At 68.7% G+C, this 21,794-nt stretch carries 21 protein-coding genes; 9 read left to right on the forward strand and 12 right to left on the reverse strand.

Annotated features, from left to right (window positions below; genetic code table 11):
- Positions 1-2: 2 nt before the first annotated feature.
- The 4 genes from ACY35P_RS06735 to ACY35P_RS06750 form a co-directional block, all read right to left on the reverse strand.
- Positions 3-536, reverse strand: coding sequence for an FMN-binding protein (locus ACY35P_RS06735; RefSeq protein WP_462115063.1), 534 nt, complete (start codon positions 534-536; stop codon positions 3-5).
- A gap of 9 nt (positions 537-545) precedes the next feature.
- Positions 546-1,433: a DUF6662 family protein gene (locus ACY35P_RS06740; protein ID WP_462115064.1), complete on the reverse strand. Its 888-nt coding sequence runs from the start codon at positions 1,431-1,433 to the stop codon at positions 546-548.
- Positions 1,434-1,801: 368 nt separating this feature from the next.
- A complete protein-coding gene (locus tag ACY35P_RS06745; protein WP_462115065.1) occupies positions 1,802-2,530 on the reverse strand; it encodes a hypothetical protein in 729 nt (242 codons plus the stop codon).
- 194 nt (positions 2,531-2,724) lie between these two features.
- Positions 2,725-3,135, reverse strand: coding sequence for a helix-turn-helix domain-containing protein (locus ACY35P_RS06750; RefSeq protein ID WP_462115066.1), 411 nt, complete (start codon positions 3,133-3,135; stop codon positions 2,725-2,727).
- Positions 3,136-3,139: 4 nt separating this feature from the next.
- Here ACY35P_RS06750 and ACY35P_RS06755 point away from each other — a divergent pair, with 4 nt between their 5' ends.
- Positions 3,140-3,922, forward strand: a complete 783-nt coding sequence (locus tag ACY35P_RS06755; protein ID WP_462115067.1) for a hypothetical protein — start codon at positions 3,140-3,142, stop codon at positions 3,920-3,922.
- Positions 3,923-3,998: 76 nt separating this feature from the next.
- Positions 3,999-4,238, forward strand: coding sequence for a hypothetical protein (locus ACY35P_RS06760; RefSeq protein WP_462115068.1), 240 nt, complete (start codon positions 3,999-4,001; stop codon positions 4,236-4,238).
- A gap of 1,452 nt (positions 4,239-5,690) precedes the next feature.
- Here ACY35P_RS06760 and ACY35P_RS06765 read toward each other — a convergent pair.
- The 4 genes from ACY35P_RS06765 to ACY35P_RS06780 are packed head-to-tail and all read right to left on the reverse strand — an operon-like array spanning position 5,691 to position 11,016.
- The gene (locus ACY35P_RS06765; protein WP_462115069.1) at positions 5,691-7,136 is read right to left on the reverse strand and encodes a hypothetical protein; all 1,446 of its coding nucleotides are present in this window, start codon (positions 7,134-7,136) and stop codon (positions 5,691-5,693) included.
- Positions 7,133-8,218, reverse strand: a complete 1,086-nt coding sequence (locus ACY35P_RS06770; protein WP_462115070.1) for an ATP-binding protein — start codon at positions 8,216-8,218, stop codon at positions 7,133-7,135. The genes ACY35P_RS06765 and ACY35P_RS06770 overlap by 4 nt, the downstream gene beginning before the upstream one ends.
- Before the next feature lie 24 nt (positions 8,219-8,242).
- A complete protein-coding gene (locus ACY35P_RS06775) occupies positions 8,243-10,318 on the reverse strand; it encodes a hypothetical protein (protein ID WP_462115071.1) in 2,076 nt (691 codons plus the stop codon).
- Positions 10,315-11,016: a hypothetical protein gene (locus ACY35P_RS06780; RefSeq protein WP_462115072.1), complete on the reverse strand. Its 702-nt coding sequence runs from the start codon at positions 11,014-11,016 to the stop codon at positions 10,315-10,317. Before ACY35P_RS06780 ends, ACY35P_RS06775 begins: the two co-directional genes overlap by 4 nt.
- 284 nt (positions 11,017-11,300) lie before the next feature.
- Here ACY35P_RS06780 and ACY35P_RS06785 point away from each other — a divergent pair, with 284 nt between their 5' ends.
- The 5 genes from ACY35P_RS06785 to ACY35P_RS06805 all read left to right on the forward strand — a co-directional run bounded on the left by ACY35P_RS06785 (position 11,301) and on the right by ACY35P_RS06805 (position 16,992).
- Positions 11,301-12,359 (forward strand): hypothetical protein, encoded by a 1,059-nt coding sequence (locus ACY35P_RS06785; RefSeq protein WP_462115073.1) that lies wholly within the window; start codon positions 11,301-11,303, stop codon positions 12,357-12,359.
- Positions 12,360-12,562: 203 nt separating this feature from the next.
- Entirely contained in the window at positions 12,563-12,967 is a 405-nt protein-coding gene (locus ACY35P_RS06790; RefSeq protein WP_462115074.1) for an MBL fold metallo-hydrolase RNA specificity domain-containing protein, read from the forward strand.
- Positions 12,964-14,475, forward strand: coding sequence for a thymidine phosphorylase family protein (locus ACY35P_RS06795; RefSeq protein ID WP_462115075.1), 1,512 nt, complete (start codon positions 12,964-12,966; stop codon positions 14,473-14,475). Before ACY35P_RS06790 ends, ACY35P_RS06795 begins: the two co-directional genes overlap by 4 nt.
- Entirely contained in the window at positions 14,472-15,380 is a 909-nt protein-coding gene (locus tag ACY35P_RS06800) for a ribose-phosphate diphosphokinase (protein ID WP_462115076.1), read from the forward strand. Before ACY35P_RS06795 ends, ACY35P_RS06800 begins: the two co-directional genes overlap by 4 nt.
- Before the next feature lie 25 nt (positions 15,381-15,405).
- On the forward strand, positions 15,406-16,992 hold the full coding sequence (locus tag ACY35P_RS06805; RefSeq protein ID WP_462115077.1) for an ABC1 kinase family protein: 1,587 nt from the start codon (positions 15,406-15,408) through the stop codon (positions 16,990-16,992).
- 85 nt (positions 16,993-17,077) lie between these two features.
- Here the strand turns inward: ACY35P_RS06805 and ACY35P_RS06810 are convergent, their stop codons facing one another.
- The 4 genes from ACY35P_RS06810 to ACY35P_RS06825 form a co-directional block, all read right to left on the reverse strand.
- Entirely contained in the window at positions 17,078-17,575 is a 498-nt protein-coding gene (locus ACY35P_RS06810; protein WP_462115078.1) for a hypothetical protein, read from the reverse strand.
- Between the two features lie 52 nt (positions 17,576-17,627).
- Positions 17,628-18,197: a DUF411 domain-containing protein gene (locus ACY35P_RS06815; RefSeq protein ID WP_462115079.1), complete on the reverse strand. Its 570-nt coding sequence runs from the start codon at positions 18,195-18,197 to the stop codon at positions 17,628-17,630.
- Positions 18,198-18,204: 7 nt separating this feature from the next.
- A complete protein-coding gene (locus ACY35P_RS06820) occupies positions 18,205-18,945 on the reverse strand; it encodes a c-type cytochrome (RefSeq protein WP_462115080.1) in 741 nt (246 codons plus the stop codon).
- Between the two features lie 159 nt (positions 18,946-19,104).
- On the reverse strand, positions 19,105-19,881 hold the full coding sequence (locus ACY35P_RS06825) for a hypothetical protein (protein ID WP_462115081.1): 777 nt from the start codon (positions 19,879-19,881) through the stop codon (positions 19,105-19,107).
- A 125-nt stretch (positions 19,882-20,006) separates the two neighbouring features.
- Between ACY35P_RS06825 and metX the strand changes: the two genes are divergently transcribed.
- Both metX and ACY35P_RS06835 read left to right on the forward strand, forming a co-directional pair.
- Positions 20,007-21,176 (forward strand): homoserine O-acetyltransferase MetX, encoded by a 1,170-nt coding sequence (metX, locus tag ACY35P_RS06830; RefSeq protein ID WP_462115082.1) that lies wholly within the window; start codon positions 20,007-20,009, stop codon positions 21,174-21,176.
- Positions 21,173-21,766 carry a cysteine dioxygenase family protein gene (locus ACY35P_RS06835; protein WP_462115083.1) on the forward strand — a complete coding sequence of 198 codons (594 nt, stop codon included), beginning with the start codon at positions 21,173-21,175 and terminating at the stop codon, positions 21,764-21,766. The genes metX and ACY35P_RS06835 overlap by 4 nt, the downstream gene beginning before the upstream one ends.
- The last annotated feature ends 28 nt before the right edge of the window (positions 21,767-21,794 follow it).

A 21,794-nucleotide genomic window follows, 5' to 3' on the forward strand; every position in this document is an offset into this window, starting at 1 on the left:
GGTCAGCGGCGCGCGACGACCAGCGCGTGCGTGGCGAGCAGGCGGCGCACGCCCTCGGTGATGTGCGCGCTCGACAGCGTGGCGCCGGAGAGGTTCACGATGTCGACGTCCAGCTTGAGCGGCGCGCCCGCCTTCTTGCCGACGAACTGCTGGCGCCACTTTGGATTGCGGACCTGTCCGCCATACGTCTCGCGGTAGTCGAGGATCTCCAGGCCCGACACCGCGCCTGCGGCGTCGATGGCGAGCGCGTAGGTAATCATCTCGTGCTTGCCGAGCACCTGGTCGACGTAGAACCAGCCGCCGTTCGCGGCCTGCCAGACGCGCAGCGCGGGATCACGCACGCGCAGCCCGCTCGCCCTCTGCACCGCCTTGGCCTGCTCGGGCGTGAGCGTCACCGCGACGGGGCGCAGCGCATGCCCCGGCCACAACGCCTGCTGCGCCTGCTCGACGCTGAGGTAGGTAGTCGCCGCGACGGGCGCGGCGACCAGCGCGGCGGTCGCCGGCAGCAGCCATTGCAGTTCGAAGCGTCGTGCCACGACGTGTCCTCAGAAATTGAAGCCGACCTTCAGCCGCGCCTCGTGCTTGGTCTTCTCGACGAGGTGCAGGTCGGTGTCGGTCTGGTCGGGATAGGTCTCGCCGCCGCCGCGGATCTGCGGCAGGTAGGTCAGCGTCGCCCACCAGCGCTCGCTGCCGTAGTGCAGACTCGGGCCGGCGAACACGCTCCAGCGCTCCTGCCCGACCTCGGTCTCGAACTCGGTCTCGTACAGCGCTTCGCCGCCGATGTACCAGTTGGGCGCGAAGCGATAGCTCAGGCCCGTGCCCAGCTTGAGCTCGACTTCCATCTCGTTGCCGGTCGGCCAGTCGAAGCCCTCGGGCAGGTCGGCGATCGGTTTGCGCTTGGCGTACGTGCCTTCGACGCCCACGTTGCCGACCCAGACCAGCTGCGCATCGAGGAAATACTTCTGCGCCAGCAGGTCGACGTCGATGTTGGTGGTGCCCTTGTCGCGGCCCGAGTGCTTGTCGATCCAGCTGTGCTCGAGCGCGCCCCGGATCGACAGGCCCAGCCCGTCGGCCGCGGGCCGCAGGATGTTGTACTTCGCGGCGAGCTCCAGCCCGCTGGACGTCAGGCCGAACTCGCGGTCGCCCGGCAGGTAGCCGTCGATCACGATGCCGCGCGTGTCGAGCGACATCGCCTCGACCGCCGCGCTCACGTTGAAGCGGTCCGTTACGCCGTACTCATACTCGACTTCCCAGTCGGTGGCGCGGTAGCTGCCGATGCCCTTGTCGGCGCGCTGGGTCGCCTTGAGGTACAGCTCGGCGCCGCCTTTGGGGATGGTCTCCGCGCCGCGCACGTAGCCGAGCAGGTTCTCGTCGGCATGTGCGAGGGCGGGCAGCAGCAACAGCCCCAGGAGCGGGGCAGAACGAAGGGTCATGGGTCCACCGACAGTCACGAATATGCGAATGATTCGCATTTGTAGGCGGCGTGTCAAGGCAGTATGTCGGTCGACAGGTAGATCCGAGCTCGGTCAGCGGCCGGGCCGTTGGCCGCAGCGATAGATTTCCCGTCGAGAGCGGCCGATTCGAATGCGCTGCAGGGCAATGCGGCGTCCCACGCGCCAACGGACCGATGATCGGGCCCAAGCACCACCTTTGGTTGAAGGTCCGCTTTGGGTCGAAAGCGGACGCCGCCCCGGGGCTTTGTAACCTGACTATCGAGCGGCTACGCTGCCTGCGCCGACATACACGGGAAGTCAGTCATGCGGGTTGCGGGCGTAGCCGCCCGCGCCGGACAGCTGCCGGATTAGAGTGATCCCATCATGGGAAACAGCAGCGTGTTGCGCGATGGCGAGTACTGCGCGCCACGGCGCGCGGCGTCGCGCACGCGATCTTCCTCCCAACCGGTGCGCACCAGCTCACGGATGACGTCGTCGCTGAGGTCGAGCGCAGTGGCGCGGCCGAAGATCGTGTCGGCGCGCCGATCCGTGGATTGCAGCTGGTCGAGCACTTCTCGCAGTTGCTCGACCGGGTAGCCCGCGATCCCGCGGTTGCCGATCGCCGGATGGTCGGTGCGTACGGTGAAAAACGGTCCGTTGAGCTCAAAGGCTCCGTTCCAGCGAATCTCAAGCGACTTCGCTCCATCCACGACATGGAAGGATTGGCGCTCGTCGCGCCACCTCAGGCATAGGACCCCGTCGTAGACCGGATCGAGCATCCACGCGTCGCCGTCCTCGGTCGCAAACAGAACGAACGGTTGCTCCGCACAGGCCTCAGGCCCTGTCACTACCAGGCGTCCGGTGTGGGACGCGGCCGCCGCCAGGATCTTCTCGATTTCCGCGAGCAGCCCTCGCACGGCGTGCTCGCCCGTGGTTTCGCGAAGGCAAAGGGTCACGTGGTGCCAATGCTCATACCCGGCAGTGCGGGCAACGCGATCCAAGCGGTCGGCATGCTTGCCGCCCACGGTGCCTTGGAGGCGCTTGGCTTGCTTCTTCAGGGTTTCGACGCGCTCGGGCGTCGTAGGAATGAAACGCATGGCTAACTCCTCGCTGTGGGCGAAAGCCAGGTGCTCACTGCCTAGATTCGCCACAGAGGGGAATCAGTCATGGGTAGACGTAGTGCACCGTCCCGCGAGGGTTTGCCGAGGTGAGCAGCCGGCGCCGGTAACGCCGGAGTTGAGCCTACCAAGGGTGCTTCGCCGCCTGCAACTGGGTGCAGGGGAGCCGGGACTCAGGCCTCGAGGTCCTGCAGGATCCGCCGCCGCTCGGCCACGGTCAGGGTCGTCCATGCGAGGATCCAGCGGGCCAGTTGGTCATCCTCGGCATAGAGGTAGGCGAGCGGCACCCCGAGCTCGCGCGCCATGCGCGCGGCTGTCGTGTGGTGGGGGATGTGCACCCCGTTCTCGTACTGGTTGACCCGAGGGCTCGCCACGTCCGGATCCATGCTCACGCGTCGACCAAGCTCCATCTGGCTAATGCCCAAGCGCTCCCGCGCTTCGCGCAGGCGAATACCGAAGATCGAGACTTCCTGGGCCTTCCCCGCCACCAGACCACCCCACAAGGTTCGGCCCTTAGGGTGGGAAAGTCCGTTTGTCGGCGATACTAAGTTATCCTGATAGGTAGCGCAGCCGAGAACGCCCATCGCGATGGCCTCCGTGCCGCCACCGACCATCGACGACCTCGGCGTCCCGGGAGCCCTGCACCTGGCGGCCCTGCTCGATGCGTCGAACCGGCGCCTGCGAGTCGCGCCGACGCGGCGGATGACCCTCGCGGTCATGGCCGAGCTGCGGGAGATGGGCCTCATCGATGTGCCCTGGCCGGACCCACGCTGGGAAATCGCCCCGCATGCCCGGGACACGCCCATCGAGGGCCTGCAGTGGCGCTACCTGTGGACCGCGTATATCGAGGATGGTCTTGTTCTGGCGCTGCACGAGTTCCTGCAGTCCGTTCCTCGCGATGAGTACGCAATCGCCCTTCGCATGCGGCTCTGGCGCGAGCTCGCCATCGCCGAGGGCGAACGCTTCTTCGAGACCCAGCTCACCCGCCACCAGTTCGACCCGGCCTGGGCGCAGGACCTCGTGTTCGTCCAGCGCGAGTGCGGACTGGAGCTCTCGGCCGCGCAATGGCGTTACTGCTGCTGGGCGGCCACGCGCCACGGCGCGGCACTCGCCCAGCAACAGCGTGTACCCGACCCCGCCGGCATTCGGGAGGCGATGTACGCCGAGCTTCGCAAACGCATCGGCCCGGTCGTGGCCGGCCAGTGGGCGACGACGTTCGTCCCTTTCAACCTCACGCCCGAGAGCGCGCTCACGCGCCTGTTCGTGCAGGTGCTGACCCCGCTGGGCGATGCGTTCTGGCATCTCGTCCCGAACGAGATGGCGCTGCTGGCGCCCTACCCCTTCAACGCCGCCGCCGAAGCGGGCGGCTGAGCGGGACCGGGCTTGCTGGGCTGCGAGCACCGATCGGAATGTTCACTCGCACCGGTCCGGGCTGACCGCTGCGCTGATGTCGACCATGTCCGCTATCGGCCAGGTCGCACTCGCGGCCTTGGAGCCCCGCAGCGACGTCGCCTTCGAGCGGATGAAGGACCTTTACGGCTGGGCGGTCCGTGCCGAGGCGGTGCACCTCGACTCGGATAATCTCAAGAGCCTCTTTCGCACGCTCTGGGGAATTCACACCGGTTATTCGTTCGTCGACGGCTATACGGGCAAGGACCATGTCGCCGATCAAATTGCTTCGCTGTGAACGCGCACGAGACGGCGCCCTACGCCCTGTTCGGGGACCGTCTTTCGCCATAGCCCGGTAGTCCGAGGCGCGTCCAGCGGGCGGACGATCAACCCGCTGTGCCTTGCTATGGGACCGTGCGCCTGCTACGCCCGGTGCACTGTGCGAGTTCACCGATTTCGCGGCGCCCGCGACGTCGACGGGCGAACCATGCACTCCCAATTTAGGTCCGGAGTCAGCCGTCGGCGAGCACTCACCTCCGCTGCCTTAATGCACCTCTCGAGGGGCTAAACGTCGGCTTCAACGGAGGCGAGGTCTCGGCGACGAAGGCATGCGCAGCCCGCGCTGCGATCATGAATGCACCCTGCGCGCGATCGCGGCTGCGGCGCCGCGCTGTGATCGATCCCCTTTCGACAGCCGGGTCGCGAGCGTTGTCCTAAGCCTGCCGGGTCCTGTCCGGCAGCGCATGGCGGTACGCGCGTACCAGAACGGGCGCGCGTCGGATCCAAAACCTTTGCAGGAGTCCTGCAGGCATCTAAGTTATTCTGATAGCCCTTTGCATCCCGGGACGGCGGCATCGATCGGCAACTCATAGGTTCCCGCCGCACCGGGCCTGGCGGCCGTGAAAGACAATCAGCCTCCTAGCGACGCCAGGACAGTGCGTCTACCTGCCCTGCCCTCCGCCGCCGTGCGGCGCGAATGCGGCTGTGCTCTTGATCAGGGCGACCGGGCCGCGTTGGCCAACGTGCCACGCCTGACGCTGGAACAGGTCTTCCATTACCGTTCCGCCCGTTGGGCCGCGATGCGCAATGTGCCCTTGGGGCCTACCCCGGCCTGGACCCGCGCGGCTTTGGGCGTTCTACGTGTCCCACTGCCGCTGATATACGTATGCGAATGCGCGTTCGGGCCAAACGCGCGAGAGATCGGGGGACCGGCGCGAACCTGCATGTCACACCCGGAGGCCGGGCCAATCTGGCGCCGGCTGTGGCGAGCAGTCAACGGGCAGCATGCGGCCGCGGTCGCCTGCCATCACGGCGCAGACGACGACCTGCAGCAGGCCATCTGCCACTACGCGACGTCCACTGTGCCCGGTCTCTCGCCCGCGATGTGGCGACGAATCCTGCACTCGATTCTGCCCACCGGCATGGGTCGGGACGATGTACTCGATCGCATCGCACGCCGCGCGTTCGATGCCCTGTGCCAGCCACGGGCGCCCCGCGGCCCCGCGCCGGCACGCCCGGGCCCTATGTCCGGCGCGGAATTAACCCTTGCCGTCGACTGCACCGGGCTCGGCGGTCGGTTCGATACGGGCTCCCCGGATGACGTGTGTACTCCGCTCCAGTGACGCCGTCGGTAACCGGCGCTTGTCCACGTCGCGAGCCGAGTGGAGGCGGACTAGGCATCAGCCCCGCGGGAGGGCACCGCACATCGTCCGATCCGCACCGACGCAGCCCGTGGCGGATGATCTGTGTTTTAACCCTCAGACCACACGCGCGCACCGGGCCGCTCCCAATGCTCCGACAGCGGCATGCACGCGAGCTCGCCGACCCATTCGGAATAGTCGACGACGCCGCGAACCACGGGCACGGGGTCCAGCTCCAAACCGAATGACGTCGTCATCAAGGCCTTGAGCGGGCGCGTGTCCACAGGCAAACGCAGTTCCCCCGACGGTGCCGGGCGGTGCCGACGCGCGACGATGTCGGAGAGCAGCACGAAGAAGTGCGACCGGAGTGTCTTGTCGAGGACCTCCTCCGTGACTGCGAGCGTGGGACGAATGCGCGGCGAGGTACTCCAGTCCGCGCACATCGCGCCGGTGATGCGGCGCCATAGCGCCCAGGCCAACGACACCGGACAGCTGCAAGCCGGGTCTGCGCGCACGTCGCTTTCCGCTTCCAGCCCGGCGACGGCCGTGTCCGCCTCAGCGATGCACGGATGATTCGCCGACAGGTCGGCAGCGAACGCACGCTCCATCGCGGCAACAGTTTCCGAAAGCACAACCTGGGCCTTAAGCGCCTGCCGCGTATCGCTCGCCTCTACGCTGACATGGGAAACGATCTCGTGTCCTTCGGGCACGAAGTACGTGAGAACCGTGAATCCGCGCATTGGCTCAAGCGCAAGCGCCGCGCCGAGCCGCGGCGGTGGCGGCCTCACGGACGCGACCGTCCGAGCTTCGCTGAAGGTGTCGAACCGCGCCTTCCAATCAGGCCCTACGCGGCCGTAGTGGGCATCGGGCGACTTCACGCGCGTCTTGTCCAGCAAACCCGTCCACGCCAGCAGCTCGGAGCCGACCGCTGCAAACGGTTCCAGCAACGCGGCCTTCGGGAAGGGGTTCCAGTCCTCCTGCGCCACGGGTTCACAGGCGGCGCAGGCGTACGCCGCGTCGCCAAATGTACCGGCGAGGGTCGTGTCTATCCGGACCGAACACCTCGGGCACCCCCAGCGCAGCTCCTCACCGTGCAGGATGCAGGTCCGGCCGAACGTCCACTGCTGCAGCGTCGAATGCCAACCCAGATCCACGCACGAGCGACAGTAGTGCAGTTCGGAAAAACGATTGAGCATGTCCCGTGCAGTCCGCACGCGCGTCCTCAGGGCGTCCATCAGCGGTTCGCCGTCGAGTTGGGGTTCCGCACCGCCCCTGTCGCGCCATCGCAGGTCCCCGAGCCACTCCCACGGCGCGCGCCAGCCGGACGAGGGGGTCCGGAGCATGCCCGTGTAGTACCCCTCGAGCAGGGCCTTCGGTCCACATCCATTGAGCCAGGCCAGCTTGTGGATGACGGACCACGGCGACTCGAACGGCAAAATCGCGCCCTCAGGGACAAGCATGGCGTCGAACATCGGCCGCGGCCTGTCCCGTTCGCGGATGTAGGCGCGCACTTGCGCCTGTGCATCCGCAACCGCCTCGGGCGGGTAGCGCCTCACTGGCGCGTCTCCGCCCGCTCGCGGACCGGCTCGCGCCGCACGTAGTCGGTGTAGGAAATCGCCTGCATGAGGTCCTCGTCCGTGACCGCCATATCCGGCGAGTCCCGGTCACGCAGGATTTCGACCAGCTCGCTCAAGACGTCGGCGAAATACTGCATGGCGATGCCCGACTCCCCGCGGCGCAGCGGCGCGGCCTTCATGAACGCATCCCACAGGCGCGTCGCGAGGGATTCGAAACGGAACCCGTTAGCGTGCGCAAGGGGAAACAGGAAGGCGGTGTAGGTCAACCCACTGCCGGCGGGGTACTCGGACTGGTCATCGCAGGCTTTCAGCGGGACCGCGAACTCGCCCGCATCCTGCAGACCCTTGAGCTCGTAGACATTCCCGATGAAACGCGCATGGATGTCAGAGCGGAACTTTGCTGCGATTTCGTCGCGCTTCTCGAGCAGCTCGTACTGCCCGAACGAAAAGATGCCGAGCTGCACGCCGTTGCGCGCGAGCCAATTGAGGATCGTCTTCATCCACTTGTACTCATCCGCGCTGATCTCCTGCGCTTCGTCGAAAATGAAGAACAGGTGGCGCGCCGGCAGGGACATCGCCAGCAACGCTTTCTGGATCTGCTCCCGAGCACGCGGCACCGCCGACTCGATGCGGCCCTCGTAGCTCATCGCCGCCAGCAGGTCGATGAAGAACTCGCGCTCACGGACCTCATCGGCACGAATCGAGCGAGGACGCTCGGTCTTGCCCTTGGCCTCGTAGATGAAGATGCCGCAGCCGGGATAGGCCTCGCGGAGGAACGCTTCGATCAGCAAGATCGTGAATGACTTGCCGGTCACCGGATGGGCCCAGAAGGACACAGGCTTGCGCTGCTTGCGCCCTGCCCGCTCGACGATGCCGAGCACGTCGAGGTTGGCGTTGGTGGGGAGCTTGGCGTCCGTGCGGACCAGCGGATGGCTGTACCAGTGCTGCTCTCGCAGGGCGAGGGCACGGGCGATCTGCAGCGCGAGCGCCGCCTCGGTCGCGGTTTCGCTAGGAGAGTCGGCCTGGGCTTCAGTGACGGTCGAGGTATCAAGAACGGTCATGGGTAGTCCTGGAAAGGTTTGGGATCAGTTGATGGCTTTGATTCGCGTAGGCCGCACCAGCGGCGCCACGTAGCGATCGGATTCCCCGGGCCTGCGGCCGTGCGCGGCCGTCGCAACAGGCTCGCGCGTAACGGCCCGCGGAGGCGGCGGGGTGTACACGTCGTCGTTGCCGACCGCGGGAACCGGTTCGCGCTTGCGCCGGGACCGCTTCGCCTCCTCGTTGGCCAATCGCGTGGCGGAATCGCTGACGCCGCCGCGCTTGGCCTCGTTGGCCGCTTCTTCGGCGAGACCGACCATAAAGCGACGCAAGAAACCCGGACCCTTGGCCTTGGGCAGTTTTCCCGCCGCCGTCTGCGCATTCACCATCCGGCGGATGTCGCGCGAATGCGGCTCCTCGGCCCAGAAGTCGAGCGCGGTGACCTCGCCCAGGCAGTCGCCCTTGAGGCTGAAGAGCCGGATCGTGCGGATGTCGTCCGGATCGACGTGGGCATCGACCCATTCCCCGACCCGCCGCCAGGCACGCGACAGATGGGGGGACGTGTACTTCGCCTCTTCGAAGGACACGCTCGGCGCGCGGCCCTTCTTGGGATCACCGCTGATGCGCACGCGGACGACCGCAATGTTGAGCGCGGGCACATGGCTCGGACGTTCCGGAAGGCGCGGCAGGATGGCGTCGAAATCCGGGTCGGTCGCCCAGTACTCGAAGTAATCGAGCGCGCTGATCCCGTCGCAGCGCTTGGTGACCACGTGGTTGTAATGGGCGATCGTCAGCTCGATCAGGTCCAGCATCGCGTACATCGACAGTCGTCCCTTGACTGCCTTGCGCTCGGCGTCCTGGCGGCGCACGTCCCCCGCTTTGGAGCCCGTCGTACTCTCTACCCGCTCGAACCCCTGCTCGCTCAGGCGCTTGAACACCAGCTCGCCTACGGCGCGTCGTTCGAAGCGGCGCACCGGCCCGTAGCTGATGTCGCATCCAACCAGGTTGCGGACGCGGTCGATTACGTCCTTGGCCAGGTGGATGAGCGCGTTGTCGAACAGCAGCACGCCCCAGCCGCAGCCTGCGAGGCCGTCGAGGCGGCCGCTCGGAAACCCGGCCCCTTCGTCGTAGGACTGACCCGGCAGGTGGAACTCGCGCGGCTGCCACTTGCGCAATGCATCGTGGAGCGCGGCCAAGAGGTCGTCGGAATCGGCTTCGCGCTTGAACACGGCGTGGTAGCCGAGGACCGCCCCGGATCGGCGATCCGTCACCGTAATGAGGATCACCCGCCGGATGGCCACCCAGCGCCAACCGCTGTTGGTTCGGATGCGCATCGCGCCGATGAAGTGGCCACGATGCTCGTCAACCTCGACGACATCGTAGGGAGCCGTTGCAAGCAACCGCCCCCGATGCCCGGTACCCGTGCGTGACTTGGCCTGCGCGCCGAGCCCGTAGCGCGCCTCGACGATCGCGTCGTAATTGTCCTGGAAGAATCGGATGACGTAGCGGTAGAGCGCCGACTTGCCCAGGCCGTCGGTATTGAACGGCCACTGGTCGTCCCGGACCCCCGCCTTTCGGCACAACTCGTGGAAGTACTCGAGGATCTCCTTGTGCCGAGGAGGTGCCTCCTTGGCACCGCCTTCGCGCATGTTGTCGACCAGGTAGGTAGCGAGTGCGTCCTCGATGCCGTTGGGCTTGTTCAGCAACGTGCTCAACGCGCCCGAGTACCCGCCCTTGGCGCCCGGCTCGCGCATCCCGATCGCCTTGGTCCGCCTGTAGGCGCGCGTACGCATGTGCGGGATGAGGGCCCGGAAGCCGAAAAGCCGGCCGTCGGGATGCAGGGACACTGCACGATTGGCGGCGCGCTGGACTTCCTGGAACGTGAGTCCAAGGTCACGCAGCTTCTGGCCGATCCGGCCCCCGCCCAGATAGAGCTCGACGCCCACGCGGAGCTTCTCGAAGCGCGTGACGTCTTCGTTCGAGAGGCTCTCGACGTTCACGGTCGGCAAGGCGTTGATGCGCCGGAGCTCGAGCGGCAACGTCTTCCGCGTAAAACGCGGACGATGCGGTCGCGCGTGCGACGTCTTCTGCCGTGGTTCCGTCTTCGCCACGGCCGCGCTCACGCCGAGACCTCGAGCTTAAGCGTCGTGCCGCGCGAGAGCGGCGCCCTGTCGAGGTCGGACGCGAGGACCCGTTTCAGGAGGAGGCGAGCCACCGCGGCCACAACCAGCGGCTCCTCATGCACGGTCAGGGTGTCGAGGAGGCGACCCAGCGTGGTCGAGCCGCGCTGCTCGAACCGCAACCGCACATCGGACTCCACCATCCCGAGCGGATGGTGCTTCGTCGCGCGCAGGAAACGCAGCATGCGACGCCAGTTGGCGGTGCGCTGACGCAGCAGGTCGAGATCATGCAAGCGCACCGCCTGATAGGTCCCGCCCAGGCGCGCCGCCGCATCGACATGCGCGCGGAAGGCGACCTCGTCCTCCCCGTCGGGCGTCGGCGCCTTGCTGCCGACGCGGCGGAACTCGATCCGCCCATCGCGATAGACCACCCGCGCATCGAACACGATCTCGAAGGACCGGCCCTCGACGGCGATCAGCTGCGGCTCGACCACGTAGCTCGCGTCCGCCACGGTCGCATCGCCCTCGCAAGCGTAGTAATGCTCCGCGCGCGCGTCGCCGCTGAACACGAGGTCACCCCCCGTGCGCCAGCACTGGACCAGCCACAGGTTGGCGTTTCGCCGCCCGCGTGCACCGTGTTTTTCCATCAGTGCCGCGCGCGCCTTCTGCGCGGGCGACAACTCTTTCTTTTTCCGTCCCATTGCAGCCTCCGTAGAGGCGGCATGACGCACGTGCCCTCGCAGGCACGACACCCCCCTTGACGGGGCCAAAAGCTCCGCCTAAGGTGTCGCTTGAAGCTGTCAGCTTCTCAAGCGCTATGTAACGGGCTACCCCTGGCCGGGTGGCCCGTTTGCGTTTCCGTCCGCCTAGTTCACACACGACTCCACGACACCCGCGATTGCGGGGGTTTTCGCGGGAAGTGATACATGACGCCTGCGGGGAAGTCCCGGATGGATTCCCAATCAATGCATGGGATGACGAGCGTATGGTCGGTGCGACGCAGGAAAGGAAGCGGCGGCATGCCGCGCGTAAGCGACTTTGGGGCCTCGCCGCCCTGCACTTCGCGGGCATCGATATATCGATGGCGAATCGACAACTGGTGAAGCCGCCTGACGGCAATCCGTTCAAGGCGGGCGTCTCGCCCCCGCCGCTGACCGACCCCAATGACATCGCCGAAACATTCGAGGGGCCAATCGTTCGCGGGGCCAATCCTGCCGGCGACTACTGCTCGGCGATTGCCGATCGCTATCGGCTTGCAGAGCGCGTCGAAGAGCACCTGCCCGGCAGCCGCCAGTGGCTGCTCGAGGACATCGCCTTCTACTTCGACGATGGTGCGCCCGACATCAACGCGTCGGCGGATTCACTGGAGAAGGTGCTCGGCCGGCTCGGCTTGCGCAGGCTGTCCTGGAACACGGCCACGTTCGGGGAAAAGGTTTTCCGGGACAGCTACTGGCAGCTTGCAAAGCGCCAGCTCGACTACTTCGCCACCTTGCCTTCAATCGATTACCTGCAGCTTCTCGTATGCTTCGCCCACGAGCAGGTCTGGCTCCACCCGTATGCGGCACGGCGCCACGAGCGCTATCTCGGGATGGTGCTCGACGCGCTCCACACGGCGGTCGACACGCTGTGTACACACCCGCTCCTCGGCGCTGCCGATACGGGTGTTGATATGGAGGTGGAACTGCGAAGCGCATTCGTACAGGTCAGGCGAAACATCGAGTACTTCGGCCTGCGATCGCACGCAAGACCGTCGCGGCACGCGGATCCCCTGCTCTCGCCCACGCTGTTTGTGCGTGATTTCAAAGGGTTCGACGACGCCGATTTCTGCGCAGGCCTCGACTTCGCTGTCCCGATCGAGCAGCGGGAGAACCCGCGATCGACCCCGTTCTCGGTTGGGACAGTCCCGACTTTCGACGAGGCAGCGGCGGCATTTGACATGCTGCTGGCCCGGCTCGATCTTCCGAAAGACACGCGTCTGGTCGATTTTTACGTGGAGCGTTCCCCGTGCGCGGTTGTGTGGAACCGCTTCCAGAGATGTCTGTAAGGCGACGCGCCGCCCGCGCCGGCAGCAGACCGCTGCCGGCAGGGCGCCGTGTCGCCGAGTGCAACTTTGCGCAATCGGCGTCGCAAGCTGGCAAATTTACGCAACGAAGGCGATGTGTGAATGAGGCACGTCAGGCGTGAGAGGGTTGCAAGTCGTTGATTTTCTTGAGATCAAAAAATCACAACTTCAGACATCTACGGTCGATGATCATCGTATCGGCGAGCGGCATGGCCACCGGCGGCCGCGTCCTGCACCACCTCGAGGCGTTCGGTCCCCACGAGAAGAACGCCATCCTGCTCGCCGGTTTCCAGGCCGGCGGAACGCGCGGCGCCCAGCTGGCCGGCGGCGCCACGCACCTGCGCATGTTCGGCCGCGACGTGCCCATCCGCGCGGAAGTCGTGCAGCTCGAAGCGCTCTCGGGCCATGCCGATGCGGACGAACTGCTCGCCTGGTTGCGCACGGCACCCACGGCGCCGTCGCGGGTCTACGTCACGCACGGCGAGCCCGCGGCCGCCGACACGCTGCGCGCGCGCATCCAGCACGAACTGGGTTGGCCGGCGCGCGTGCCGGAGCAGCTGCAGGAGGTCGTGATCGAGGCCGCGGCATGAGCATCGTCGCCGAGGCGCGGCTGCGCGTGGTGCGCGCCGGCATCGACACGTACCAGATGCCGGTGGTCTACATGCACCGCGACTGCGAGGTCTGCCGCGCGGAAGGCTTCGCCGCCCTGACGCGCGTGGAGATGGAAGTCGAAGGCCGCACGCTGATCGCCACGCTCAACGTCGTCGTCGGCGACCTGCTGTCGACCGACGAGGTCGCGCTGTCGGAAGCGGCGTGGACCGCGCTCCATCCACGGCCCGGCGCGCTCGCGAGCTTCCGCCATCCGGAACCCGCCGAATCGGCCGACGCGCTCCGTGCGAAGGTCTTCGGCGAGCGCCTCGGACAGGCGCAGTGCGATGCGCTGATGCGCGATGCGGTCGCGAGCCGCCTCTCCGACCTCGAGCTCGCGGCGTTCGTGACCGCCTGCGCGGGCGAGCGGCTCGACGTCGAGGAGACGACGGCGCTCACGCGTGCGATGGTCGCCGTCGGCCAGCGTCTGGACTGGGGCGACGGGCTCGTACTCGACAAGCATTGCGTCGGCGGGCTTCCGGGGAATCGCACGACGCCGATCGTGGTGGCGATCGTCGCGGCACTCGGGCATCGCATTCCGAAGACGTCCTCGCGTGCGATCACCTCGCCCGCCGGGACCGCCGACGCGATGGAAGTGCTCGCCCCGGTGGCGCTCGACCTGCCCGCGATGCGCCGGGTCGTCGAACAGGAAGGCGGCTGCGTCGTCTGGGGCGGCAACGTCCGCCTGTCGCCCGCGGACGACGTGCTGATCCGCGTGGAGCGGCCGCTCGACATCGACAGCGACGGCCAGCTCGTCGCGAGCGTGCTGTCGAAGAAATCCGCGGCGGGCGCCACGCACGTGCTCATCGACATGCCGGTGGGCGCGACCGCCAAGGTGCGCAGCGACGCCGCCGCACGCTCGCTGTCCGCGCGGCTGTCGGCGACCGCGGACGCGCTCGGTCTGCACCTCGCGGTCCGCGCGAGCGATGGAACGCAGCCGGTCGGCGTGGGCATCGGCCCGGCGCTCGAAGCACGCGACGTGCTGAAGGTGCTGCGCGCCGAAGCGGACGCGCCGATCGACCTTCGCGACCGGGCCCTCGCGCTCGCCGGCGCGCTGCTCGACCTCGTGCCCGGCACCGACGGCGATGGCACGCGCCTGGCCCGACACGCGCTCGAGAGCGGAGCCGCCTGGACGAAGTTCCACGCGATCTGCGAGGCGCAGGGTGGTTTCCGCGAGCCCCAGTCGGCCGGGTACCGGGTAGGCCTGGAATGCGGCATCGCCGGTCGTGTCGTTTCGATCGACAACCGCTGCCTCGCGCGCATCGCCAAGCTCGCGGGCGCCCCGGCCTCGGCCGTCGCCGGCCTCGAATGTGCGACGCGTATCGGCGACGTCGTGCGTGCCGGACAGCCGCTGCTGACGGTCCACGCGCAGACGCGCGGCGAGCTCGCCTACGCGCTCGATTACGCGCGGGCGCACGACGTGTTCGCAATCGACCCGGAGGCGGCGTGAGGGATCTGCTGCTCCACATGCCGGCGGATGTCGCGCTCGCAAAGCAGCTCGGCGAACTGCTGGGCATCGACGCCATCGCGATCGACCTGCACCGGTTCCCCGACGGCGAATCGCTTGTGACGCTGCCGGCCGACCTTCGCGGCCGCGACGTGTCCGTACTGGCCAGCCTGCGCGACCCCGACGGTCTCGCGCTGCCGCTGTGGTTCGCCGCGCACACCGCGCGCGAGCTCGGCGCGCGCTCGGTGCGACTCGTCGCGCCCTACCTCGCCTACATGCGGCAGGACCGGCGTTTCGTGCCCGGACAGGCGATCAGCGCGCCGCTGTTCGCGCGCCTGGTCGAAGCCGCGTTCGATTCGGTGCTGACGGTCGACCCGCACCTGCACCGGATCGAGCGGCTGGAAGCGATCTATTCGATTCCGGCGGTTGCGGTGTCGGCGAGCGACGCCGTGGCGCAATGGATCGCGCGCGAGGTGCCTGACGCGATGCTGATCGGTCCGGACGGCGAGAGCGCGCAGTGGGTCGCGGCCATCGCGTCGCGCGCGGGGCTGCCGTTCCAGGTGCTGGAGAAGATACGACGCGGCGATCGCGAGGTCGCGGTGACGCTGCCCGATGCCGCCGCGTGTCATGGGCGGACGCCGGTCCTGGTCGACGACATCGTCTCGTCGGGCCACACGTTGCTCGAGACGCTCGCGCACCTGCGCGCGCTCGCGCTGCCGTCGCCGGTGGTCGTCGCGATCCACGCGGTGTTCGCCGGCGACGCCTACGAACGACTGCTGGCGGCCGCGCCGGCCCGCGTCGTCAGCTGCGACACCCTGCCCCATCCCAGCAATGCGATCCCGATCGCGCAGGTAATCGCGGAAGGGCTGCGTGCGATGCACGCTCGCCGTGGGAGGCCCGCGGCATGACCGGCTGGCTTCAGGGCGACGCGCCGTGAGCGGCAGCCTGCGCCGTGCCGTCGAGATCGCCTCCGCGGCGCTCGGCCTCGCGGTGGATGCCCTCCGCTGGCGGCGCCGCGCACCGGAACGCCTGCCCGGCCGCGTGCGCGATGCGCTGGTGCGGCTCGGCACCACGTTCGTGAAGCTGGGACAGGGCCTGAGCCTGCGCTGGGACCTGCTGCCGCCGGATTGGCGCGCCGAACTTTCGCGCCTCCACAGCGACGTACCGCCATTCCCCGCCTCCGCCGCGCGGGCGGCGGTCGAATCGGCATTCAGCGCCCCTGTCGCCACCCTGTTCGCCGCGTTCGACGACACGCCGCTCGCCGCGGCGTCCGTCGCGCAGATCCACGCCGCGCGCCTGCACGACGGCCGGGCGGTGGTCGTCAAGATCACGCGTCCCGACATCCAGGCGCGGGTGCGCAACGACCTGCACCTGCTGCGCCGGACCGTGCGCGTCGCGCAGTCGCTGTGGCCGCCGCTGCATCGCCAGAAGCCGATGGCGCTGGTGGATGAGCTGGCGGTGTTTCTGCACGACGAGATCGACATGCGCCACGAGGCGCAGAACATGCGTCGTATGGCGGCGGTCATCGATCCGTTGCCGGGCGTCTCGCTTCCGCACGTCATCGAACCGCTGGTGGCGCGCGACGTGCTCGTGCAGGAACGCAGCATCGGCACGCGCATCGAGGCGTCCTACGGCACGCCCGCGGCGCCCGGCCTCGCCGGCGCACTGCTCGACGCCTACCTCCACCAGTTCTTCGTCGCGGGCGTCTTCCACGCCGACCCGCACCCCGGAAACCTGTTCGTGCTGGACGACGGCCGGCTGTGTTTCCACGACTTCGGCTCCATCGGCGTGCTCGATCCGGCCGCGCGGCAGGCGCTCGCCGCGCTCGTCGATGCGATCGCGACGTCCGATGCGGAAGCGGTGCTCGATGCGTCGATCCTGCTGGGCTTCTTCCCGGTGCACGTCGAACGCCGGGCGCACCAGCGCGAGATCCACCTGATCCTGGCCGAACTGGCGAGCCGACCGCTCGCGCAATGGTCCATCGCCGAGGCGATCTGGCGCGTGGCGCGCATCGGCCACGGCGCGCAGTTCCGGCTGCCGCCGCACCTGCTGGTGCTGTTGCGCACGCTGTTCCTCGTCGAGAACACGTTGCGCGCGCTGGATCCCGGCCTCGATCTCCTCGGCCGGCTCAAGTCGAAAGCGCCGGAGGTCGCGCGTGCGATCGCCGCGTCACCCGGTGGTCGCCCGCTCGCCCACCGCCTCGCGCGCGGTGCACGCCAGCTGCCGCTGCTCGCCGCCGACTGGCTGCGCCAGGCGCAGCTCGGCGATGGGCGCCCGTCCATCGCCATCCACCATCACGGCCTGCATTCGACCCAGGCGGCGCTCGCGCGCACGGGCAACCGCCTTGCGCTGGCGATCGTGACGCTCGGGCTGTACATCACCGGCGCGCTGCTCACGCTGCACACCTCGGGGCCACGGCTGCTGGGCCACCTGCCGGTGCTCGCCGCCATCGCGTTCGCCGCCGCCGCGCTGCTGTCGCTGCGGCTGGTGGTCGCGATCAGCCGCTCGGGGCACCTCTGACCGCATTCGCGACGGGCTTCGCCTAAACCGCGTCCGTCGATGCGAAACGCTTCGAGCCGCGGGTGGTCGACCGAGCGCGCCGGTCTCAGCCGCCCTGCGTGGTGGTCCCGGACATGGCGCAATCGCGCACCGGCGTCGGCGAGCCGACCTGGACGACGCGCGTGACCATGTACTGGTCGGTGCCCATCGCCATGCCTTCGAGCTTCACGTACACGGGATCGGTCGCGCTCATGCCGCCCGCCTCGATCCGGCGGTCGATGTCGGCGGCCTTGTCGACCTTCAGCGCAGCACCGGCACCGCAGGCACGGAAGCGGCCCGCGCTGTACCAGCCGGCCTGTGCGGTGCCGACCATGCCGGGATGCTCGGCGCTCGTGGCATGGACCGACGCTGCGTCTTCTTGCGTCGAAGCCGCGTCCCCGGCTGCGCTCGTCGCGGGTGTGGGCGCGGCCTCGGGTGCGGATGCGGCAACGGACGTGGGCGCCACCGTCGTTGAATCCGGCGACGTGGCATCGGGCCGCGCCGTGTCGGCGGCGCTGCAGGCGGCGAGCAATGCAGCGGCAAGGACGGTGATCGCGAGCTTCATGCGTGCATCTCCTCGGGGGTCGCTCTGCGGCGTCGACGAATCGACGCGGGGGTTACGGGCCGTGCTGGGCGAACGCGGACGTGCCGCCGTCCGCATCGATGCGCTCGACCGTGTAGGGCTGCACGCGGCCGCCGGGCACTTCCATGCCCGGCGAACCCATCGGCATCCCCGGCAGGACGAGGCCGCGGGCGTCGCCCCGGTTCGCGAGCAGGCGCTTGATGTCGTCCGCGGGCACGTGGCCCTCGATGACGAGCCCGTCGACTTCCGCCGTGTGGCAGCTGCCCTTGCCGAGCGGAACGCCGAGGCGCTTCTTCAGCGGCTCGAGGTCTTCGCGCTCGTCGACGGTCACGGCGAAGCCGGCCTTGCGCAGATGCTCGACCCATCCGGTGCAGCAACCGCAGGTGGCACTCTTGTGCACGAGCACGCTGGGCAGTGCGGGATCCGCAGCGGGGACCGACGCGGCTTCGGCGGGCGTGACGGAGACTGCCGCGACGGCCGGTGCCCGTGCGGTCGCACGCGGTTGCCGAGCCTCGGCGACGGGCGCATCGGCCGGGCGCGCGCAGGCGCTGAGCAAGGGTGCGGCAAGCGCGAGGGCGAGCGCGCATTGCAGGGATCGGATCATCGGGGCCTCACGGGTCGGAGTGGCGCGGCGGCGCCGCGTGATCATGCGCGGCTGCGCCCGGCGGGTCGACATGCGCGGTCGGTGGATCCACGTGCGGCGGCGTTCCAGGCGGATGCTCGTGGCCTGCCGCCGGGGATGCCGCCGCGTTGCCGGCGTCATCATGATGGTGCTCGTGCGCCGTGCCGGGCATGCCGTCCGTCTCCCCGCCGCCGTGCTCGTGGCCGCCGCTGCGCGCGACCATCGTCCGATAGCCCGCCGCATCCATCCGGGGCAGCTGCTGCACGAAGGTGGCGAGGTTCCAAATGTATTCGTCGCTCATGCTGCGGCCCCAGGCCGGCATGCCGGACGCCTTGATCCCGTGCTTGATCGTCCAGAACGCGCGCGCGGTCTCGACGGGGGTCCGGCTCAGATCCGGCGGCGCGGGATACAGCCCCTGGGACAGTTCGGTCGGTCCCATGCCCGGCGCCCGATGGCAGCCCGTGCACATCGCATCGTAGTTGCCGGCGCCCTGCCGGATGCGCGCGGGCGATGCGAGGTCGTCGGGTACCGCCAGCTGCGCGGCGCGACGGCGGATCGACGCATCGCGCAGTTGCGCGAGTGCGGAATACGTCAGCGGGTAATGCGGATCGTCGGCGCCGATGTCGTACAGGCCGGCGCGAACGAACGCGGCGACGCCGGCCGCGAGCAACACGACCGAGACGACCGCGATCGCCGCCGAGGTCGCGAATTTTCGATGGCGGGCCTGCATGGCGTTCCTACGGGCGCGTCGACGGGGCGCCGATCATGCGCCGTTTCCACGGCCATGGCGCACGCCCCTCACCTCGCCGCGCTCCGACGACAGTCGGCCGGATGGGCGCGCACAACGGGCCGGCCACGCGGTCGACCCGTCGTGCGCGGATTCCGCGACTCAGCGGCCGTCGTGGTCCGCGTCGCCGGGGACGATGCGCTCGACGCCGTGCCAGGCATCGCGCACCGCGCCCTTCGCGTCCGTCCACGCCAGGCGCGAGGTGCCCTTCGCCGAATCCCAGCCGCGCTCCAGTTCGCGCTCCGTGCTCTCGTCCCACTGGCCGTTCTGCGACTGGCTGCGCGCGTACGTGCCGTAGCGGTACGCCGGCTTGTAGTCGTCGAAGCTGTAATCGGCCTTGTAGTAGTCGGCCTGGTTGAAGCGCTCCTGGTAGTGGCGGTCGGTCGCGTCGTACGTCTTGTACGTGCGATCGCTGCGCGTCCACGCGTCGCGCACCGGCTCGCGCGCCTGGTCCCAGGCGAGGCGCGATTCGCCCTTCTGGCTTTCCCAGTTCGTGCGCAGGCGCGTTTCCGCGCTGTCCCAGGCTTCGTCGCGGTTCTCGCTGCGCGCCTCGGTGCCAAGGCGGTACGCCGGCGCGTAGTCGCGGTCGTAGTCCATCGACGAGTCGTAGTACGGGCGACGCGTCGCCTCGCTGCGCCAAGCCTCGGTTTCGCCGGTCGGGTCGATGCGCTCGGCCGTCGAATGGCCGACGCTCGCGCCCGCGATCGTGCCGATGGCGCCGCCGATCAACGTGCCGATCGGGCCGAACGCGCTGCCGATCGCCGCACCCACGGCCGCGCCGCCGACGCCACCGACGCCGGTGCCGACCGGATGCGAGCCCGGCGCGCCGGAGATCGGATCGCGATTCATGTCGTTCGTATCGTTGGTGTTGTTGGCCACGGCACAGCTCCACGGGGAAGGAGGCCCGACTGTGGTCCCGCCGGTGTGTAGCGACGGTTCAAGCGGCCGTTGGGTCGCCTCCGCGCGGCAGCAGGCAGAATGTGCGACGTCGAAAGGAGTGCTCGATGTCCGAATTCATCCCGCCGGGAACGCGTTTCGTCGACCTGCCCTCCCCGTTCGCCACCAAGCGCGACGGGGCGCTGCACGGCGCGCGCATGGCCTACGAGACCTGGGGCCGTCTCGACGCCGAGGCGTCGAACGCCGTCCTGATCGTGACCGGGCTCTCGCCCGATGCGCACGCGGCGTCCAACGAGGGGAATCCGGCCGCGGGCTGGTGGGAAGCGATGCTCGGCCCCGGCAAGCCGATCGACACCGATCGCTGGTTCGTCGTCTGCGTGAACACGCTCGGCAGCTGCAAAGGCTCGACGGGACCGGCGTCGATCGATCCGGCGACGGGCGAGCCCTACCGCCTCGCGTTTCCGCCGCTCTCGGTCGAGGACTGCGCCGACGCCGCGGCGCACGTCGTGCGCGCGCTCGGCATCGAATGCCTCGCCTGCATCATCGGCAATTCGATGGGCGGCATGGTCGCGCTCGCCTTCCTGCTGCGGCATCCCGGCGTCGCCCGCAACCACGTCAACATCTCCGGCGCCGCGCGCGCGCTGCCGTTCTCGATCGCGATCCGCTCACTGCAGCGCGAGGCGATCCGGCTCGATCCCAACTGGGACCTGGGCCGCTACACGGACGAGACGTATCCCGAATCCGGCATGCGGATGGCGCGCAAGCTGGGCGTCATCACCTACCGATCCGCCTTGGAATGGGACGGCCGGTTCGGACGCGTCCGGCTCGATTCCGATCGCCAGGACGGCGATCCGTTCGGGCTCGAATTCGAGGTCGAGAGCTACCTCGAGGCGCACGCACGCCGGTTCGTGCGGCGTTTCGATCCCAACTGCTACCTCTACCTGAGTCGCGCGATGGACTGGTTCGACCTCGGCGATTACTGCGGCGAACGCTGCGGCGACAGCCACCGGGACACCCTGTCGGCGCTCGCATCGATCCCGCTGGAGAAGGCGCTGGTGATCGGCGTGCAGACCGACATCCTGTTCCCGCTGCAGCAGCAGGAGGAGATCGCCGCGGGTCTCGCGCAGGGGGGCATCGACGCCCGCTTCCTGCCGCTGGAATCGCCGCAGGGCCATGACGCGTTCCTCGTGGACTTCGAGCGCTTCGGCCCGGCGGTTCGCGGCTTCCTCGACGCGCTCGAGCCCGTGCACGGCGGGCCGGCTAGAATCCCCGCATGAACGCCGCCGCCCTCCCCGACATCCCCTTCCCCGGCCAGGACCGCATGATCGCCGCGCTCGACGCGGCCGTCTGCGCGGGGGACCCGCAGGCGGTCACGCGCGCCGTGCGCCTGCTGCTCTGCGAGATGATCCGCGACCGCGGCGTGCAGCTTCCGGCGTGCGTCTACGAGCCGATCGAGGACCACTACGCGCGCCGCGAGCTCTACCGCAGCCCGGTGCACGGCTACAGCGTGGTGGCGATGACGTGGGGGCCCGGCCAAGGCACCCCGGTGCACGACCACTCGGGCCTGTGGTGCGTGGAAGGCGTCTGGGACGGCGAGCTGGAGATCACCCAGTTCGAGCTGCTCGAGCAGGACGGCGAGCGGTTCCGCTTCCGCCCCGCCGGTGGCCTCCAGGCGGGCCCGGGCAGCGCCGGCAGCCTGATCCCGCCGCACGAGTACCACACCATCCGCAACGCCAGCGACGACCGCGTCGCCGTCTCGCTGCACATCTACAAGGCGGAGATGCAGTGCTGCTCGATGTTCGCCCCCGTCGAGGGCGAGTGGTATTCGCGCGGCGACCGCGCGCTCAAGACCGACGAAGCCGCCTGAGCGAGCGCGTCGCGCGGCTATACTCCAC

This window comes from Lysobacter xanthus (genome assembly GCF_047159895.1).

What these genes read in the sequence shown, in the direction of transcription:
- ACY35P_RS06740 (WP_462115064.1), bottom strand. Translation starts at nt 1,433, where the DNA reads ATGACCCTTCGTTCTGCCCCGCTCCTGGGGCTGTTGCTGCTGCCCGCC.
- ACY35P_RS06745 (WP_462115065.1), bottom strand. Translation starts at nt 2,530, where the DNA reads ATGCGTTTCATTCCTACGACGCCCGAGCGCGTCGAAACCCTGAAGAAG.
- ACY35P_RS06750 (WP_462115066.1), bottom strand. Translation starts at nt 3,135, where the DNA reads ATGGGCGTTCTCGGCTGCGCTACCTATCAGGATAACTTAGTATCGCCG.
- ACY35P_RS06755 (WP_462115067.1), top strand. Translation starts at nt 3,140, where the DNA reads ATGGCCTCCGTGCCGCCACCGACCATCGACGACCTCGGCGTCCCGGGA.
- ACY35P_RS06760 (WP_462115068.1), top strand. Translation starts at nt 3,999, where the DNA reads ATGTCGACCATGTCCGCTATCGGCCAGGTCGCACTCGCGGCCTTGGAG.
- ACY35P_RS06770 (WP_462115070.1), bottom strand. Translation starts at nt 8,218, where the DNA reads ATGACCGTTCTTGATACCTCGACCGTCACTGAAGCCCAGGCCGACTCT.
- ACY35P_RS06780 (WP_462115072.1), bottom strand. Translation starts at nt 11,016, where the DNA reads ATGGGACGGAAAAAGAAAGAGTTGTCGCCCGCGCAGAAGGCGCGCGCG.
- ACY35P_RS06785 (WP_462115073.1), top strand. Translation starts at nt 11,301, where the DNA reads ATGGTCGGTGCGACGCAGGAAAGGAAGCGGCGGCATGCCGCGCGTAAG.
- ACY35P_RS06790 (WP_462115074.1), top strand. Translation starts at nt 12,563, where the DNA reads ATGATCATCGTATCGGCGAGCGGCATGGCCACCGGCGGCCGCGTCCTG.
- ACY35P_RS06795 (WP_462115075.1), top strand. Translation starts at nt 12,964, where the DNA reads ATGAGCATCGTCGCCGAGGCGCGGCTGCGCGTGGTGCGCGCCGGCATC.
- ACY35P_RS06810 (WP_462115078.1), bottom strand. Translation starts at nt 17,575, where the DNA reads ATGAAGCTCGCGATCACCGTCCTTGCCGCTGCATTGCTCGCCGCCTGC.
- ACY35P_RS06815 (WP_462115079.1), bottom strand. Translation starts at nt 18,197, where the DNA reads ATGATCCGATCCCTGCAATGCGCGCTCGCCCTCGCGCTTGCCGCACCC.
- ACY35P_RS06820 (WP_462115080.1), bottom strand. Translation starts at nt 18,945, where the DNA reads ATGCAGGCCCGCCATCGAAAATTCGCGACCTCGGCGGCGATCGCGGTC.
- metX (WP_462115082.1), top strand. Translation starts at nt 20,007, where the DNA reads ATGTCCGAATTCATCCCGCCGGGAACGCGTTTCGTCGACCTGCCCTCC.
- ACY35P_RS06835 (WP_462115083.1), top strand. Translation starts at nt 21,173, where the DNA reads ATGAACGCCGCCGCCCTCCCCGACATCCCCTTCCCCGGCCAGGACCGC.